Source organism: uncultured Roseovarius sp., from assembly GCF_947259555.1.
GTDB lineage: Bacteria > Pseudomonadota > Alphaproteobacteria > Rhodobacterales > Rhodobacteraceae > Roseovarius.
On record NZ_CAMYMD010000059.1, the window covers coordinates 66,625 to 83,612 of the forward strand.

Annotated in this window: 21 protein-coding genes; 6 read left to right on the top strand and 15 right to left on the bottom strand. The window is 61.7% G+C overall.

What is annotated here, in order from left to right; genetic code table 11:
* Positions 1-35: 35 nt before the first annotated feature.
* The gene (locus tag Q0X85_RS09500; protein ID WP_297771631.1) at positions 36-821 is read right to left on the bottom strand and encodes an enoyl-CoA hydratase; all 786 of its coding nucleotides are present in this window, start codon (positions 819-821) and stop codon (positions 36-38) included.
* A gap of 58 nt (positions 822-879) precedes the next feature.
* Here Q0X85_RS09500 and Q0X85_RS09505 point away from each other — a divergent pair, with 58 nt between their 5' ends.
* A complete protein-coding gene (locus Q0X85_RS09505; RefSeq protein ID WP_297771632.1) occupies positions 880-1,299 on the top strand; it encodes a PaaI family thioesterase in 420 nt (139 codons plus the stop codon).
* A 58-nt stretch (positions 1,300-1,357) separates the two neighbouring features.
* Here Q0X85_RS09505 and speE read toward each other — a convergent pair whose 3' ends face one another.
* From speE to Q0X85_RS09520, 3 genes are all read right to left on the bottom strand, one after another.
* A complete protein-coding gene (speE, locus tag Q0X85_RS09510) occupies positions 1,358-2,203 on the bottom strand; it encodes a polyamine aminopropyltransferase (protein ID WP_297771633.1) in 846 nt (281 codons plus the stop codon).
* Positions 2,200-2,739 (bottom strand): adenosylmethionine decarboxylase, encoded by a 540-nt coding sequence (gene speD / locus Q0X85_RS09515; protein ID WP_297771634.1) that lies wholly within the window; start codon positions 2,737-2,739, stop codon positions 2,200-2,202. The genes speE and speD overlap by 4 nt, the downstream gene beginning before the upstream one ends.
* 224 nt (positions 2,740-2,963) lie before the next feature.
* Positions 2,964-3,191 (bottom strand): DUF1127 domain-containing protein, encoded by a 228-nt coding sequence (locus tag Q0X85_RS09520; protein ID WP_297771635.1) that lies wholly within the window; start codon positions 3,189-3,191, stop codon positions 2,964-2,966.
* 89 nt (positions 3,192-3,280) lie between these two features.
* On the opposite strand from Q0X85_RS09520, the gene Q0X85_RS09525 reads away from it, so the two are divergent.
* From Q0X85_RS09525 to rpsI, 3 genes are all read left to right on the top strand, one after another.
* The gene (locus Q0X85_RS09525; protein WP_297771636.1) at positions 3,281-4,654 is read left to right on the top strand and encodes a PLP-dependent aminotransferase family protein; all 1,374 of its coding nucleotides are present in this window, start codon (positions 3,281-3,283) and stop codon (positions 4,652-4,654) included.
* Positions 4,655-4,817: 163 nt separating this feature from the next.
* Positions 4,818-5,282, top strand: a complete 465-nt coding sequence (gene rplM / locus Q0X85_RS09530; protein WP_050661799.1) for a 50S ribosomal protein L13 — start codon at positions 4,818-4,820, stop codon at positions 5,280-5,282.
* Entirely contained in the window at positions 5,282-5,788 is a 507-nt protein-coding gene (rpsI, locus tag Q0X85_RS09535) for a 30S ribosomal protein S9 (protein WP_297771637.1), read from the top strand. Before rplM ends, rpsI begins: the two co-directional genes overlap by 1 nt.
* Before the next feature lie 65 nt (positions 5,789-5,853).
* On the opposite strand, the gene Q0X85_RS09540 is transcribed toward rpsI, so the two are convergent.
* From Q0X85_RS09540 to metA, 5 genes are all read right to left on the bottom strand, one after another.
* Entirely contained in the window at positions 5,854-6,222 is a 369-nt protein-coding gene (locus Q0X85_RS09540) for a DUF2852 domain-containing protein (protein WP_297771639.1), read from the bottom strand.
* A gap of 87 nt (positions 6,223-6,309) precedes the next feature.
* Entirely contained in the window at positions 6,310-6,927 is a 618-nt protein-coding gene (locus tag Q0X85_RS09545; protein WP_297771640.1) for a TetR/AcrR family transcriptional regulator, read from the bottom strand.
* A complete protein-coding gene (gene ppk2, locus Q0X85_RS09550; RefSeq protein WP_297771642.1) occupies positions 6,920-7,789 on the bottom strand; it encodes a polyphosphate kinase 2 in 870 nt (289 codons plus the stop codon). The genes Q0X85_RS09545 and ppk2 overlap by 8 nt, the downstream gene beginning before the upstream one ends.
* Before the next feature lie 37 nt (positions 7,790-7,826).
* The gene (locus tag Q0X85_RS09555; RefSeq protein ID WP_297771644.1) at positions 7,827-8,765 is read right to left on the bottom strand and encodes an alpha/beta hydrolase; all 939 of its coding nucleotides are present in this window, start codon (positions 8,763-8,765) and stop codon (positions 7,827-7,829) included.
* Positions 8,766-8,790: 25 nt separating this feature from the next.
* Positions 8,791-9,714, bottom strand: coding sequence for a homoserine O-succinyltransferase (metA, locus tag Q0X85_RS09560; RefSeq protein ID WP_297771645.1), 924 nt, complete (start codon positions 9,712-9,714; stop codon positions 8,791-8,793).
* Between the two features lie 161 nt (positions 9,715-9,875).
* Between metA and Q0X85_RS09565 the strand changes: the two genes are divergently transcribed.
* Both Q0X85_RS09565 and Q0X85_RS09570 read left to right on the top strand, forming a co-directional pair.
* On the top strand, positions 9,876-10,808 hold the full coding sequence (locus Q0X85_RS09565; protein WP_297771647.1) for a hypothetical protein: 933 nt from the start codon (positions 9,876-9,878) through the stop codon (positions 10,806-10,808).
* A 3-nt stretch (positions 10,809-10,811) separates the two neighbouring features.
* Complete coding sequence (locus Q0X85_RS09570; protein ID WP_297771649.1) at positions 10,812-11,168, top strand: hypothetical protein; 357 nt, start codon at positions 10,812-10,814, stop codon at positions 11,166-11,168.
* On the opposite strand, the gene Q0X85_RS09575 is transcribed toward Q0X85_RS09570, so the two are convergent.
* The 6 genes from Q0X85_RS09575 to guaA form a co-directional block, all read right to left on the bottom strand.
* The gene (locus Q0X85_RS09575; protein WP_297771650.1) at positions 11,160-12,017 is read right to left on the bottom strand and encodes an ATPase; all 858 of its coding nucleotides are present in this window, start codon (positions 12,015-12,017) and stop codon (positions 11,160-11,162) included. The two genes, Q0X85_RS09570 and Q0X85_RS09575, sit on opposite strands and share 9 nt — an antisense overlap.
* A gap of 127 nt (positions 12,018-12,144) precedes the next feature.
* Positions 12,145-13,263, bottom strand: a complete 1,119-nt coding sequence (locus Q0X85_RS09580; protein ID WP_297771651.1) for an outer membrane beta-barrel protein — start codon at positions 13,261-13,263, stop codon at positions 12,145-12,147.
* 138 nt (positions 13,264-13,401) lie between these two features.
* Positions 13,402-14,298: a DMT family transporter gene (locus Q0X85_RS09585; RefSeq protein ID WP_297771652.1), complete on the bottom strand. Its 897-nt coding sequence runs from the start codon at positions 14,296-14,298 to the stop codon at positions 13,402-13,404.
* A complete protein-coding gene (locus tag Q0X85_RS09590) occupies positions 14,295-14,561 on the bottom strand; it encodes an antibiotic biosynthesis monooxygenase (RefSeq protein WP_297771653.1) in 267 nt (88 codons plus the stop codon). The genes Q0X85_RS09585 and Q0X85_RS09590 overlap by 4 nt, the downstream gene beginning before the upstream one ends.
* A complete protein-coding gene (locus tag Q0X85_RS09595; RefSeq protein WP_297771655.1) occupies positions 14,558-15,385 on the bottom strand; it encodes an FkbM family methyltransferase in 828 nt (275 codons plus the stop codon). Before Q0X85_RS09595 ends, Q0X85_RS09590 begins: the two co-directional genes overlap by 4 nt.
* 22 nt (positions 15,386-15,407) lie before the next feature.
* Complete coding sequence (gene guaA, locus Q0X85_RS09600) at positions 15,408-16,979, bottom strand: glutamine-hydrolyzing GMP synthase (RefSeq protein WP_297771657.1); 1,572 nt, start codon at positions 16,977-16,979, stop codon at positions 15,408-15,410.
* Positions 16,980-16,988: the final 9 nt, after the last annotated feature.

Consider the following 16,988-nt stretch of genomic DNA (forward strand, 5'->3'; position numbering starts at 1 on the left):
GATCTAGGGGATTGCGCGGGGTTTGGAAAGGGGTGTCACTGTTGCCAGTCCGGCGGGCGCTTGGCGAGAAAGGCGTTGATGCCCTCGTCGGTGTCGCGGTCGAGCATGTTCTCGACCATCACCGCGCCGGTATGGGCGTAAGCCGCGTCAATGCCCAGTTCGAGTTGCTCGTAGAAGGCGCGCTTGCCGATGCGCACCGCCGATCCGAGCTTCGCCGCCACGGTTTCGGCGAGAGCCATGGTCTCGGCCTCCAGATCCTCCATCGGCACGGCGCGGTTGATCAGGCCCAGCTCCTGCGCGCGGTCGGTCTCGATGAATTGCCCGGTGGTCAGCATTTCGAAGGCCTGTTTGCGCGGGATGTTGCGGCTGAGTGCCACCATGGGGGTGGAGCAGAAGAGCCCGATATTGACGCCGTTGACGCCAAAGCGGGTGCCATGGGCGGCGACGGCCATGTCGCAACTGGCCACAAGCTGGCAGCCCGCAGCGGTGGCGATGCCATGCGGCGCGGCGATCACCGGTTGGGGCAGATCGCGGATTGAGGTCATCACTTCTGTGCAGCGCGAAAAGAGATCGGCGAAATAGGCGCGGCCATTGTCGGGCGATTGGCGGGCGGCCTGCATTTCCTTGAGATCGTGGCCTGCGCAGAATGCCTTGCCTGTCCCTGCCAGCGTGACCACGCGAATGCGGCGGTCGTCGCTGAGTCGCGCGAATTCGGATTTGAGGGTGGCCAGCATCGCATCCGACAGCGCGTTGAGATTGCCTGGCGAATTGAGCGTCAGGCGCGCGATCGCGCCATCATCTGTGCGGTCGAGAATTGCCATCTTGTAACCCCTTTTGCGTTATGGCCATTCTGGCACGGAAGAGGGCAGGGAGGGAAGCATGAGCCTGAAGATGAGTGCCGATGAATTGATGGAGTTTCTCGAACGGGAATTTCCGCAGGTCATGGGCGAGTTTGCTATCGAGGAGGTGGGCGAGATGCGCATCCGCACGCGGCTCTTGGTCGGCGAGCGGCATTTGCGGCCCGGTGGCACCGTGTCGGGCCCGTCGATCTTTGCGCTGGCGGACGTTTCGGTCTATCTCGCCGTGCTGGCGATGATCGGGCCGCAGGGGCTGGCGGTGACCACCAATTGCAGCATCGATTTCATGCGCAAACCGGCGGCGCGGACCGATCTGATCGCGGAGTGCCGGTTGTTGAAGCTGGGGCGGGTGCTGGCCGTGGGCGAAGTTCTGGTGTTTTCCGACGGCATGACGCAGCCGGTGGCGCGGGCGAGCCTGACCTATTCGATCCCGCCAGCGTGAGACACGGGGGGCTGTCTGCCCCCCGGACCCCCCGAGAGTATTTGTCGAACGATGAAGTTCAGGGCAGGAGTTTGGCGACGTAGCCGGGCAGGGCGAAGGCCGCCTGATGGACCTGCGGGGTGTAATACCCCGGCGTGATACCGGCGGCGTCGAACCGGCCTTGCAGCACATCCAGAGGCGTGCTGCGCGCCGGGCCGTCGGTGCCCCAGCCAAAGGCCATCGGCCCGCCCGCATAGGTGGGGATGGTGGCCAGATAGCAGGTGGCATCAACGAAAAGGGCACGGAAGGCGCGCATGGTGTTGTGCAGCTCCTGGCCTTGCAGGAAGGGCACGCCGTTTTGCGTGACCAGAATGCCGTCTTCGGCCAGGGCCCGCTTGGCATGGCCGTAGAACGTGTCGGAAAAGAGCACCTCGCCCGGGCCGATGGGGTCGGTCGAATCGACGATGATGACGTCATAGCCGCCCGTGGTTTGCCGGATGAACTCGGCCCCGTCGGCGATCACGAGATCGAGGCGCGGGTCATCGAAGGCGCCGGCGCTCAGCATCGGCAGGTAGTCTTTCGAGAACTCCACCACGCCGGCGTCGATCTCGACCATGGTGACATGCTCGACCGTGTTGTGGCGCAGCACCTCGCGGGCCATGCCGCCATCTCCGCCGCCGATGATCAGCACGCGCTTGGCCGCACCGTGCGCCAGGATCGGCACATGAGTGAGCATCTCGTGATAGATGAAATTGTCGCCCTCGGTGGTCTGCACCACGTCGTCGAGCGTCAGCACCCGACCGAAGGTGCCGTTCTGGAACACCTTCAGCCGCTGATGATCGGTCTTGCTGTCATAGAGCATCTCGTCCACGCGCAGGGCTTGCGCGTAGTCGGGATGCAGGTTCTCGCGGATCCAGTCGGTCATGCCGCGATCCCGGCCTCGGTCACGACATCCTCGCCGCGCAACAGCTCCTTGACGCGGACATCGGCGGTGCCGAACGCGGATTTGAGCACATCGACGGCCAGCCATGGGCGGGCCTCGCCGCACATGAACACATCGAACGCGCCGTAGCCGATCTCGGGCCACGTGTGGACCGAGATGTGGCTTTCGGCCAGCACGGCCACGCCCGACACGCCCTGCGGCGAGAATTTGTGGGTGTGGATGTGCAGCAGCGTCGCGCCACAGGTGTCGACGCAGTCGCGAAACGCCTGTTGGATGCGGGCCTCGTCATCAAGTCCGTGGCCGTTGACCACCTCGATGATCAGATGCGTACCTGCAAACACAGCCCCATCGCGCCGGATGAAGTGATCGTCGCGATCTTCATCCAGAACGTCTCTGGCCAGCATGTCACAGGGCAAAATAGTATCGGTATTCGCGGCGGTAAAGCCGCGGTTCTTATCTTCCTCTTGGGCGCCTGTCTCCAGACCGATCCCCAGTTGGAAGAGGTTGGCGTCTTTCATGGCGCTCCCCTTCGTTCCAGCAGATTGAATCCAGTCGGTCCCTTAGCGCCCCTCCAGAAAGATATCCGAAGTTGGGATCGGTTCCGATCAAGTGAGGGGCACATAGGGGCAGGGCCTGAGTCGCGCAAGGGGTTTAATGACGTAAGGGCAAGAATTCCGTCATCGCGGTCGTGGCGCGGTTGAGCCAGGCCAGGGCGGGGATGCCCCGGCCCGCTCCGCCGGGTTCAGCGCCAGAACAGGCGGGCGGCCTCTGCGTGCGCCGCATGACGGTCGACGCCGATGTCACGCAGAAGATGCGCGTCAAGCCTGGCGAGCTGTCTGCGAGTTCGGCGGTTCATGTCCCATTTGATGACGAGCACGGCAAAGGCAATGGCCAGGCGTGCGACGAGGGGGGTCGGATACGCTGCGGCGAAGAGCGGATTTGGGGCCATTTCTTGCTGTGAGTGTGTCATTGGAACCTCATATTGTATTGACACAATAGTAAATATTGATAGGAATATTGATACAAATAGAAGTTTGAGCCGTCCACAGAAAGATTGTAATGGATACAATATTCTCTCCCAACTTGGCGAATGCCGGGCGATCGAAGTACAAGGCCCTGGCCGACGCGCTGCGCAAGGCAGTCGCGGATGGCGCCCTGACGGAAGGGGACAGGCTGCCGCCGGTGCGCGAGCTGGCCTATCGTTGCGGTGTGACCCCCGGCACGGTCGCGCGGGCCTATTCGCTTTTGATCGACGAGGGGTTGTTGGAGGCGGGCGTCGGGCGCGGAACCTTCGTTGCCGGGGCTGTATCGGCGTCCAGACCGCCACGATGGCCTGAAGCCGTGTCGTTGCGCACACCGGTGCTGCCCGATGGTGGCCAGGGTGCGTTGCTGCGCGATGCGTTGCGCCGGATCGCCGAAGGCGGCGATATGGACGCCTTGCTGGATTATCCCGGGCGCGACAATGACGGGGCGCTGCGCAAGGCGCTGCACGCGGCGATGGCAGGCCTCCCGATCGGGAATTTCGATGCCGGGGATATCGTGCTGGCGCATGGCGGGCAGAGCGCGATGCTCGCGGTGTTGCAGACCGTGTTGAAGGGCTCCGACCCGGTGGTTCTGATCGAGGCGGAGGCCTATCCGGGATTTCGCCGGGCTGCCAGCCTGTGCCGGGCGCGGGTGATCAGCATCGCCTGCGACGGGGAAGGGCCGCTGGTGAGCGAGATCGAGGCGGCGGCGCGAGACGAGGGCGCGCAGATATTCTTGACATCGGCAGAGGTAAACAACCCGACGCTCCGCTGTACGAGCGGGGAACGCCGACGCGAGATCGCCGCAGTGGCGCGACGGTATGGACTGCATGTGCTGGACGACGATTGCTACCGGTTGAACAGGCCCGGTGCCGAAAGCTATCGTGCGCTGCTGCCCGATTTGGGCTGGTACGTGTCGTCCATGTCGAAATCTTTCGGGCCGGGCCTGCGGGTCGGCTGGGCGATCGGCCCCGAGGGCCGCGCGCCGGATCTGGTGCGGTCGGTTGCCTATGGGTGTTTCGGCGTGGCGCGGCCGCTGACAGAACTGGCGTATCATGTGCTGACAGACAGCCGATACGGGGCCGTTCTGGCCGCCGCGCGTCGAACCATGGGGCAACGTGTGCGGCAGGCGGTGAACCACCTGGGCGGCCATGATGTCACCTGGCACGAGGATATCCCGCTCCTTTGGATTTCACTGCCCCTTGGCTGGCGGGCCAGCCGGTTCGTGCGGGCGGCACAGGCGCAGGGCGTGCTGTTGAAGTCCTCCGAGGAGTTCGTGGCCCGAGAGGCGCGCGCACCGCATTGTGTGCGCCTTGCGGTGGACGGGCGGATCGCCGAGGGCTGTTTCGAGCGCGCGGTCGACAAGGTGCGCAATCTGCTGGACAATCCGCAGGAGGAACTGACGGTCTGAATGTGGGGTAATATGATACCGTAAGTATAACGTATTGAATTCAAACATTTAAATTGCATCAATATCTGTTGACCTGTTTTGAAAAGGCTTTATAACCCCTGCATCGAAGCTGGGGCGGCGCATGTGTCGTTCCAAAACAGTCAAATGATAGGGTTTCCCTGCAATGAAAACATTCTCTGCAACGCCTGCAGATATCGACAAGAAATGGATCCTGATCGACGCCGAGGGCGTTGTTCTGGGCCGTCTTGCCTCGATCATCGCAATGCGCCTGCGCGGCAAGCACAAGGCGAGCTTTACGCCCCATATGGACACTGGTGACAACGTGATCGTCATCAATGCCGACAAGGTGCAGCTCACCGGCAACAAACGCAACAAGCCGAACTACTGGCACACCGGCCATCCGGGCGGCATCAAGAGCCGCACCACCGGCGAGATCCTCGAGGGCAAGTACCCCGAGCGCGTCGTGATGCAAGCCGTCAAGCGCATGCTGCCGGGCAACCGCCTGAGCCGCACGTTGATGACCAACCTGCGCGTCTATGCCGGCGGCGAACATCCCCACGAGGCCCAGAGCCCCGAGGTGCTGGACGTCAAATCCATGAACTCCAAGAATACGCGGGTGGCTTACTGATGGCTGAAGAAATCAAATCCCTCGAAGGTCTGGAAGCCGTCGCAGGTGACGTTAGCGTCACCCCCGAAGCGATGGAAGACCCGCGCGAGCCAGTCCGTGACTCGCTTGGCCGCTCTTATGCCACCGGCAAGCGTAAGGACGCGGTCGCCCGTGTCTGGATCAAACCCGGTTCGGGAAAGATGCTGGTGCGCGATGCCAAGGGCAACTATATCGACTACACCAAGTATTTCGCGCGGCCCGTGTTGCAGATGATCCTGCGCCAGCCGTTCGAGGTGGCTGGTGTCACCGAGCAATTTGACGTCATGGCGACGGTCAAGGGCGGTGGTCTTTCGGGCCAGGCCGGTGCGGTCAAGCACGGTATCTCGAAGGCGCTCCAGCTTTATGATCCGTCCCTGCGCGGCGCGCTCAAGGCGGCGGGCTTCCTGACCCGTGACAGCCGCGTGGTGGAACGCAAGAAGTACGGCAAGCGCAAGGCGCGCCGGAGCTTCCAGTTCTCCAAGCGCTGATTCGGTTTGCGCCAGTACTGCGAGGGGCCGCCCGTTGGGGCGGCCCTTTTGCGTTCGGCCAAGTCTTATCCTGTGGTCTGATCCGTCGCGGGCGTGCGCCGCTCCTGCATGAACTGATCGAATTCCGCCTTGTCGCGGGCGTCACGCAGGCGTTGCAGGAAGGTGTCGAACTGTTCCTGTTCTTCCTCCAGACGGCGCAGCGTGTCGGCCTTGTAGGCGTCAAAGGCGCTGTTGCCCGAGGGGCTGTGGCGGGTGAGGCGGGCGGATGTGCGGCTGCAGGACATGCGATTACTCCAGATCATGTAGCCCAGGAGGGCGAGGCCGATGGGCCAGAAGACGATGAAGCCCAGAACCATGGCGATGATCCAGGCGGGTTTGCCCTGCCGGTCGAGCCAGGTTTCGGCCCGTGCGGGCCATGCGGCGATGGTGGACATGGGTACTCCTCTTGCGGTGTGAATGTTGCTTACATTTACATAGATGGGGATGGCAGGTCGTCGTGCAAGAGGGGCACGCGGAAATTTTCAGCTGTCGGGCGGGATGAGGCCGAGGCCGCGCAGGTAGACCGCGATGCCGGATTCCAGCAGGTCCTCGGGCGGGAAGGGCGCGCGCGCGCCGGGATTCCCGCGCGCGAAAAGCTCGACCACGCCGTGGCTCATCGCCCAGACATGGGCCGCGAACATCGCCGCAGGCGGGCGGCGGTCGGGTGGCAGGTGGGCCGAGAGCGCCTCGGCAGCGCGGATGAGAATGGCCTGCGCGCGCCCAGCGGCATTGGCGAGTTCCGGGCTGCAATTGACCGAGAGGCCGGATTCGAACATCGCCACGTAATGCCCGGCATTGCTGCGGGCAAACTCCAGATAGGCGCGGCCCGTCGCCATGAAGGCCGCCAGCGGATTGGGTTGGCCCTCGTCAAAGGCCGCCTCCATGCGGGTGACAAAGATCTCGTAGCCCTGGCGCGCGGCCTCGGCGATCAGCGCCTCGCGCCCCGAGAAATGGCGATAGGGGGCGGCGGGCGAGACGCCGGCCAGCTTGGCGGCCTCGGCCATGGTAAAGCCTTGCGGCCCGCGCTCGGCAATCAGATCAAGCGTCGCCTCGACCAGTGCCTGCCGCAGGTTGCCATGGTGATACCCCTGTTTAGCCATTCCAGATGTCGGGCCCGCCCGCAATGGTGGTGTCGCAGGTGCCGACGGCGCGGGGCTGCTTGCGGCTATAATCGAGGTGGCTGAGCACATGACGGATGGCGGCGAGGCGGGCGCGGCGCTTGTCATCGCTGCGGATCACGGTCCAGGGGGTGCGGGGGCTGTGGCTGCGGGCCAGCGTTTCCTCGATGGCGGCGCTGTAGGCGTCCCATTTGTGCAGACCGTCGACGTCGATCCGGCTGAGTTTCCATTGCTTGAGCGGGCTTTGCTCGCGCTTGAGGAAGCGGCGTAGCTGTTCGGCGCGGCCGACGTTGAGCCAGAACTTGAACAGGTGTATGCCCTCATCGACCAGCATGCGCTCGAAATCGGGCACCTGGCCGAAGAACGACTCGCGCTCGGCCTGGGTGCAGAAGCCGAAGACATGTTCGATCACGCCGCGATTGTACCAACTGCGGTCATAGAACACGATCTGGCCGCCTGCGGGCAGATGGTCGATATAGCGCTGGAAATACCATTGCGTGGCCTCGGTATCGGAGGGTTTGGGCAGCGCCACAACCCGCGCGCCGCGCGGGTTCAGGTTTTCGCGGAACCGCTTGATGGTGCCGCCCTTGCCGGCGGCGTCGCGCCCCTCGAAGACGATGGCCACGCGCGCGCCGGTCTCGCGCGCCCAGTGCTGCAACTTCACGAGTTCGATCTGGAGGTGCTCAAGCTCTTTCTCATAGGTCTTCTTGGCCATGCGCTCGGAATAGGGAAAGCCGGGATCAAGTACATCGTCCTTGTCGGCGCGACGGATGGCGTCGCGCACCTCGCGGGGGGCGTCGTTCTCGAAAAAGGCGCTGATCGCGCCGTCAAAGGGGAGCTCCATGCCGGGCCTCTTTATTGTGGTGCCCCAGTATGGCGGCTCACTCCGGCGGGCGCAATCCGGCGCGGGTCGCGGCGCGATGGATCGCGGCGATGACCGCATCGGTAGCGGCATGGTGGGGCATGTGGCCGATGCCGTCGAGAGCGGTGAGGCTGGCACCGTCGACCTGCTCGGCGAGGGGCTGAGAATGGATCGAAAGGCCGACCGTGGTGTCGGCGGTACCATGGACGATTTCCACCGGGAGTGCGAGTTCGTCGTAGCGGGTGTGCAGCGCCTCAATCTCCGAGAGCAGGTTGGCGCGTTGCAGGGCGTTGGCGCGCAAGCTGTGCCGCCGCAGGGTCAGCCCCGCGCCGATATGATCAAGATAGCCCTCGGGGGGCGCTTGCGGGGTGAAAATCTCTGACACGGCCTGTTCGACGCGGTTATCATCGACATATGCGGTGATGAACGGGATCACGAGAGGCCCGAGGACGGGATGCGACAGCACGCGGTAATAGGTCGAGAGGCCGCTCTCCCACGGCTTGGCCGCACCTGCCAGATCGACGAGGGCGGCGATATGGTCGGGCTGCGTGACCGCCCAGGCCAGCGCCACCGCGCCGCCGTAGCTGTGGCCCAGCACGATGGGCCGCTCTGCCCCTAACTGCGCGGCGGCCTTGTGCAGCAGCGCGGCCTGTTGGGCGATCGTGGCCCCGGTCCGGTTGATCCGCTCGGTATAGCCGAGGCCCGGACGGTCGAGCACGATGACACGGTAGTCAGCCGCAAGGCGCGGGGCCAGATCAAAGGTCATGTCGCGGGTATTGCCGGAGGCCCCGTGAATGAGCACCAGATCCGGCACCGAGCCGTCATCGGGGCCCATCACCACGCCGTGCACGCGGGTGCCATCCACCTCGATGATCTGGCCCTCGGGCGGGAAGGCGGTCTCGGCCCTCGCCTCGTGGAGGCGCGCACGATGTTGCGTCCAGCCCCAAAGGGCGGCCATGACAACCGCGAAGACTATCAGGGACTTAACGGCCAATGTTCATTTGCTCGAACGGGGTGGTCTGGTAGATCTGGTTGATCCAGTTGCCATAGAGCAGATGCGCGTGACTGCGCCAGCGATTCGAGGGCGGGCAGGCGGGATCGTCGCCGGGATAGTAGTTGCACGGCACGTTGATCGGGGTGCTGCTCGCGACGTCGCGGTCATATTCCTGTTTCAGCGTGTCGCTGTCATATTCGAAATGGTTGAAGATATAGAGCGCGCGGTGCCCGGTATCCTCGACCAGACAAGGGCCGACCTCGTCACTGTCGAGAAGGATCGACAGGCCCGGCACCGCCTCGATCTCGGCGCGCTTCATCTCGGTCCAGCGGCTGACGGGAATGACGCAATCATCCGAAAACCCGCGCAGATAGGGCGAGGCCCGGTCCATGTTGCGATGCCGGAAGCAGCCGAAGGCCTTGTGGCCCAGCATATGCTTTTTGACGCCGTGGAAATGGTTGATCATCGCCATCCCGCCCCAGCAGACGCCGAAGGTGGAATGCACATGGGTCTGGGTCCACTCAAAAACGCGCGCCAACTCGTCCCAATAGGTGACGGCATCGAATTCCAGATGTTCGATCGGCGCGCCGGTGATGATCAGCCCGTCATATTTGTCGCCCGATGCCGCCACCTCCTCGAAGGGGCGATAAAAGCTTTCCATATGCTCGGCGGCGGTGTTCCTGGTCTGGTGCTCGCTCATCCGGATGAGATCAAGCTCGATCTGCAAAGGCGTCGCCCCGATCAGGCGAGCGAACTGGTTCTCGGTCTGAATCTTCTTGGGCATAAGGTTCAAGAGACCGATGCGCAGGGGGCGGATATCCTGCCGCGACGCCTGATCCGGGTCCATCACCATCACCCCCTCGCGCGTGAGCACGGCATAGGCAGGCAGATCGGCGGGCATCTTGATGGGCATGGGGTACAGTCCTGAATTTCCAGCGTTCGGGAGAGATAGGGGGATTTTGCGCAAAGTTCCAGTGCGCGGCTTCGGAAGTGTTCGCAGATCCTCCCATCGGAGATTTTTCTTCGGGATTACACCAAAAGAGTGTATTTTGAAGAAAATATGGGAGAAATGAATTGAAACAGATAGGGAATTACCTTGGCTTGGCATTTCTTGCGTTGGCGGCATGCGGTGCAAGAGATGTTCAACCGGAAATGAAGGTGTTTGCAGACAGTTATAACGCCGTCCAATCCGGCATGGAGAAGAAGATCAAGCCACAATTGGCGCTTGCACGGCAACAAGACCAGAAACATGCCGCGAAACACCGGCACGCATGGGCACTGAGCGTTGGATGTGGAAACGCATCGGCATTTGCCAATCTTGGGAAGGATGCAGATTGCAAGATTGATCGTGTCGTCCCAAAGACAGCCCCGAAGCTTCCGATACATCCCGCCGAGGCGGTTCAGCGGAAAATGCGCGCGCTTGATAACTACATCTCGTCTTTGCAGCTGATTGTAGGATCGACACTTGAAGATGAGCTGTCGGCAGCGTTCAAGGCTGCGTCAGACGCCAGCAAAGATCTCGACAAAGCACTTGATGAAAATAACATTCAATCTCCGGTAGCCAAGGTTCCTGATGGGATTGCTAAGATTCAACCTGCAGCAAGCTTTTTGGTCAGAAACGCGCGGCATCGAAAACTTAGGCAGACTGTTACTGGATCGCAGCAGAATGTTGAAGACCTGATCGAAGAAATCATGCTGTTGGTGATTGGGATGAACCTCGATCCCCAATTTGTAAAGCTCTCCGATGATTTGGCAGCAGCAGGGAAAGCAGCGGGAGACGCCAAGCTCGACGGCAGCGATACGCAGTATGAACGAGCGCTTGAACAACTAGAGAACGCGCATTCGAAATTCGTGTCGTATGAAAGGAAGTCGATCCTGGGTAAGCTGCGTCGGATTGCTATCACGCATAACAGTTTGGCCAAAGCGCTTCAGGCCAACGCAACCGCAGATGAAGTGAACTCGTTCTTGGGTGATCTTGTAGAACTAAAAGAAGCCGTGGAGGGTTGAGCCATGACAAACATTACGCCGAAATCACGCGGCGCTGTGCGCAGGATTGACAACGACATCGAGAAGTTGATGTTGAAAAATAGGGTCCTTTGGCGAAAAGCGGTTGAAAATGGAGACGCCGCTTCTGAAAGGGAACTCACAAAAAATTATCAAGACCTTTGGTCCCTGCGAGAAAAGGTGTTTGAAGCGCGGGTCAAGTTCGAAATGTCCAACTTGGGCGAAAGCCAAGCTGAAAAGGCTTTGACCGATGCAGCCAAAGATGTTCGGAGCTTCGCGGATCGGGTTAGAACATTGACCGACATCGTGAACGCAACAGCCCAGATGTTCAGCATTGCCGCAAGAATAGTTACTTTACTCTGACGGTAATGACTCGGCAATCAACGTTTCAAAGCTTTCCTGATCGCAGACATCTGCCACCTCTTGAGCGCTAAGCGTAATACCCCATTTCGCCATCGCCTCGTAGCGCGGCTGTCGGTGTGCGAGGGCGCGGGCAAAGGTCCAGCGGATGAAGCTGTCGGGATCAACGTCACCTGCCTGGCACCTGTTTTCTTTAAGATATTCGTCCCATGCGGCATCGAGGAACTCGGGCTGGTAGGCCATCGGTTTGGGCGCGCGGTCAAAGCGGCGGATAAGCTCGGCGGTATGCGCCTCGGACCCTTCGATATAGATCAGCAGGCAGTGGCGGGCGAGCTCCGAAAGCAGCGGATCGTTCGGATCGTCGCCATCCACCCATTCGCAGATCGACCCGCCGGTATCGCAGATGAAATTCGGATAGCCGTAGAGCCGCTCGGCGCGCTCGATGAAATGGCCGGTATCCATCAGCGCGTTGATCTCGGCCTGACGAAACTGTTCCTGCCGACGGCGGTAGTCCTCAATCGGCATGCCGCCCTTCTCGGGGTCGCCCGGCTTGCCGAGGTAGGTCGAGACCGGGGCGAGATTGTCAAAAGTGATGTTGGAGCCGATATAGATCGAGTCCGACAAGAGCAGGTCGCGCAGGAACGGCACCTGCATGGCATGCGCCTTGGCGTTGTCGACAATGAGTTCGCCCATGTAGCGGGTGCCGATGCGATAGTCGATGGAGTAGTGAAACCATCCGCCCTGATCGCGCAGCAGGTTGGAGACATGGGTCTTGCCCAGGCCCGACATGCCGTAGAACAGCACCCGTTTATGCGTCGCCTCACGCCAGTCCTGCGCGGTCTGATAGATCATCGCCTGTCCCCTTTGGTCATGGTGCTACAAAGAGCGCGCGGGGGCGTCAAATGGCAAAACATGTTTACCCATGAAAAAGCCCGCCCCCGGGTCTGGGGACGGGTTCATATCTGACTGATCCAGGGTTTCAGAAATGGACGCCAAGCTTGAGTCCGACGCTGATTGCGTCGTTGTTCTTAAAATTGCCACGCACCGTGTCGGGCGTACCAGTCTCGGGGCGTGCATCGCCAAGCACCGTGTAGCGAATACCTGCCGAGATATCGATCGCATCGCTTACCTTGTACTTGGCACCAAGAGAAATCGCCTGGCTGCCATCAGTGGGAGCGAGGGGCGATACGATGTTGTCGCTGCCGCCGGTCTCGTGCGTGTAGCTCAGGCTGGCGGAAAGCTTTTCGGTAAAGCGGCGACCGACACCGATTTGATAGGTGATCGAGTCGTCAAGCTGTGCGAGATTCGGAACGGCGCTTGGCGGGTCGAGGCTGAACGCTTCCCATTCCGACCAGCGGACCGAGCCAAACACAAGCGTGTCCTTCGCCACACCGGATTGCACCGCGAGCTTGACCGATTGCGGCAATTCAACCTGCGTGTCGCCTGTAACGACCGGAAAGCCGGGCCCACCTGCGGCGACCGGGATATTCTCGAAACTGGACATGCTCAGATCAATCGACGAATGCCATGTCAGCGAGGCCCGGAAGGCGATTTCGGGGATCTCGTATGCGGCGCCGAGCACAGCACCCACACCATTGTCGGAGCGGAACTTGACATTGTAGCCGCTGAGCGGGCCATAGGCGAGGCCGCCGAGAGTGATCTCACCTTTGGCACTGGCCACGCGGGGACCACCGTAAACCGAAATCCGATCCGTGGGACGATACTTCAACAAGGCGGTGATGCCGAAACTCTCTGCATCCGCACTAGTGGTGCCGAGCAGGGTTGTCGCGGGGTTGCCACCGTATTCGACGTCCGAACCATAGGGTTCATCCGCGATCAGGGCAAACGACAGACGCTCGCCGAAATCCAACTTCAGGGCGCCACCAAAAACAGTAAAGTCACCGCCCACGTTGCTGATGGAATTCCCGAGAAGATCGCTACCTGTGAGGTCTGGCGTCACAAAGCCAAGAGACAGCTCCGCATAGTTCCCCTGCTCGAAAATGATGTCGATTGGCGTGCCGCTGCGATCAAGGCCGCCTGCGTGAGCCGTGCCTGCCGTTACGGCGAACGCCGTTGCGGCCAGTGCGAGTCTTTTCATGATGTCCCTCTCCTCCAGAGTAATGCACGCCACATTACTGTTACGTGCAGGCCGGTCAATTGGCGACGCCGCGTCACAAGGATACGGCCTGGGGGGGGTGGCGCGGCGGACACACTTTTTAAGGGAAACCCTGCAAAATCAGTAACGTTTCCGTGTCTCGAACCAGAGATTGAGGTAATTGGCCCCGAAAATCACGGCTGCGCCGATCAGGGTGAGGGCATCTATCGCCTCGCCATAGACCATGAGGCCGATCACCGCGATCAGCGGCAGGCGCAGGAAATCGACGGGTGTTATCACGGTGGCGGGCGCGATGGAGAGCGCGGTGGTCAGGCACACATGCGCCATCAGCCCGGCGCAGCCGATCACGATCAGCCACGGGGCCGAGGCGGGCGAGGGCAGGGCGATATCGCCGTCAATTCCGGCGCACACCAAGCCGAATACGATTTGTGTGCCGGTCATCCAGAAGAGGATGCAGGTCAGCGTCTCGGTGCGGGTCAACCGTTTGGTCGCGAGAATGGAGCCTGCAAAGCCGATGGCGGCGGCGGCGGCGGCGAGTGTGCCTGCGTTGATCGTGTCCGGGCTGGGGCGGGCGACGATCAGGATGCCGGTAAAGCCTATGATAGCGGCCAGCGCGCGCACCTTTGTCATCCGTTCGCCCAAGATGAGTGGTGACAGCACCAGCACCCAGAGCGGCGAGGTAAATTCGAGTGCGAAGACCTGTGCCAGCGGGATCATTGTGATGGCGTAGAACCACAGGTTCTGGCCGGTGAAATGGCTGATATTGCGGATGAGATGCAGACCCGGCGAGCGGGTGGTGATACTGCGCGAATGGCCGGTGAGACGAGCCACGGTCAGCACGAGGACAAAGCCGACGATGCTGCGATACATCATGATCTCGAATGTATCGAGCTCGAAGCTGACGGCGCGGCCCGCCACCGCCATCGAGGAAAAGGACACCACAGCGCCCAGCATCCAGAGGCCCGCGCGCAGTACACTGCGTGGATCGGTGCTTGGTGGGGCCGGCGCGAGGGTCATTCCGTGGACCGCCTGAAGTCGCGAGTCATGTGTCCGGTGATTTTCCACCAGTCAGAGGAAGGGGTACGGTCTTGATGGATCTCGAAGGCGCTGGCATCGGCAAAAAGTTCGCGGACAGTGAAGACGCCCGGCGCGGTCTCGGATATCTCAAAGGCGATACAGCCAGGTTCTGCCCGCGTCAGGCGGATGTGCTCTGGCAGGGCGCTGCGCACCGCCTCGGCCTCGTCCGGTGCGCAGCGCATGGTGCCGGTGAGCCGGATCATGTGCGCCACCACATCTCTGGCATGATGAGCTCGGGGTTGGCGGGCACGTTCCTGTGATCATCCGGGTGGGGCAGGGTGATGGGTCCGCTGGCCACCATAGCGGCCAAGCGGTCTCGGCGCAGATACGTGGCTTCAAAAACTCTTGGAATGGCCGCATCACGGTACTGCGCGATGCCGCAACAATTGTTGGGATGCAGGTGCACCAGCGCGAAGTCTCGATGCAATTTGGCGAACATGGCACGGATCAGGGGCAGGCTGTAACGCTCAAAAACACGTTCCATGCCATGGAACTCGATCACCATGATCCGAAATCGCCGCAACAGCGCCGAGTCACTCTCGATCAGCACATCGAATTCCGCGCCCTCGATATCCATCTGCAAGAGCAGATCGTCGTCGCGCGTCTCTTCAAGCTTGTCCAAAACCCATGCAGAGAGCGTCGTAAATGTGGCGTCACAATGGGTACCAAGAAACTTGCGATCAAATTCGAACATCGGATTTTGCAGAGGGGCTGTTTCGACGCTGGCATCGGCCAGATAAGATCGGATGCCGTAATCGCGCGCGATCTGATCCTCGAAATCGGCAGTCGTGGACACGCCCGGCGAAAAACAATGTCGGATACCCGACAGGTCGTCAGGCAGCAGGTACCCACCATCCCCCTTGCCCCCGATACGGATCAGGGGCACGTGGGCGATACTGTTCCGCATCTCGGCTGCAAAAGCGTGAACTGCGTCGCGCGAGGCCGCGCCGCGCATCAGTCTTGCGCGCGCGAGGTGCGCGGACTTGGCCCCGCGTTCGAGGTATTTGAGGCCGTCTCGCAGGCCCATCAACGGCCCCTCATGCTCTCGATCACTCCCATTCGATGGTGCCGGGTGGCTTCGAGGTGATGTCGTAGGTCACGCGGTTGATGCCCTTGACCTCGTTGATGATGCGGGTCGCAGTCTCTCCGAGGAAATCGTGGTTGAACGGGTAGTAATCCGCCGTCATGCCGTCGACGCTCGTCACTGCGCGCAGGGCGCAGGCGAAATCATAGGTGCGCCCGTCGCCCATCACGCCGACGGTGCGCACCGGCAGGATGGCGACGAAGGCCTGCCAGATCTCGTCATAGAGGCCGTGCTTGCGAATCTGGTCGATATAGACCGCGTCGGCCTTGCGCAGGATGTCGAGTTTCTCGCGGGTGATCTCGCCGGGGCAGCGGATGGCGAGGCCGGGGCCGGGGAAGGGGTGACGTCCGATGAAGCTGTCGGGCAGGCCCAACTCGCGGCCCAGGGCGCGGACCTCGTCCTTGAAGAGTTCGCGCAATGGTTCGACGAGTTTCAGGCCCATCTTCTCGGGCAGGCCGCCGACATTGTGATGCGACTTGATCGTGACCGAGGGACCGCCCGAGAAGCTGACGCTTTCGATCACGTCGGGGTAGAGCGTGCCCTGCGCGAGGAATTCCGCGCCCTCGATCTCGTTGGCGTGTTTCTGGAACACGTCGATGAACAGACGTCCGATGATCTTTCTCTTGGTTTCCGGGTCACTTACGCCGTCAAGCTCACCCAAAAACAGCTCTGATTCATCTGCATGGATCAACGGGATATTGTAGTGGTCGCGGAACATCGAGACCACTTCGACCGCCTCGTTCTGGCGCAGCAGGCCGTGATCGACGAACACGCAGGTGAGCTGATCGCCGATCGCCTCGTGCAGCAGGACCGCCGCGACCGAGGAATCGACGCCACCGGAGAGGCCGCAAATGACCGGGCTGTCGCCGACCTGCGCGCGGATCTTGGCAATCGCCTCTTCGCGATAGGCGCCCATGGTCCAGTCGCCCTTGAACCCCGCGAGTTTCACGAAATTCTCGTAGAGCCGTTTGCCGTCGGGGGTGTGGTGGACCTCGGGGTGGAACTGCACCGCGTAGTAGCGCCGCGCGCGGTCGGCGGTCATCGCGAAAGGCGCGCCCGGCGAGGTGCCCAGAACCTCGAATCCCGGTGCGATTTCAGAGACATGGTCGCCGTGGCTCATCCAGACCTGCGCGCGGCCCGCGTCATCCGCGAACCAGCCTTCGATCAATTCGCTTTCGAGCCCGGTGGGTGCCACATAGGCGCGGCCGAATTCGGCGGTGGCGTGTTCGCCTGCCTCGACCTTGCCGCCCAGATCCTGCATCATGACCTGCTGGCCATAGCAGATGCCCAAGATCGGCACGCCGAGGTCATAGGCGGCCTGCGGCGGGCGCGGGCTGCCGTCGCGGGTCACGCTGTCTGGACCACCCGAGAAGATGATCGCGCGGGGCGCGATCTCTTGCAAGAGCGCGTCGGTCACGTTCTGATAGGGGTGGATTTCGCAATAGACGTTCAACTCGCGCAGGCGGCGCGCGATCAGCTGCGTTACCTGGCTGCCGAAGTCGATGATCAGGAGGCGGTCATGGGATATCTGGCTCATGCGCTGCCT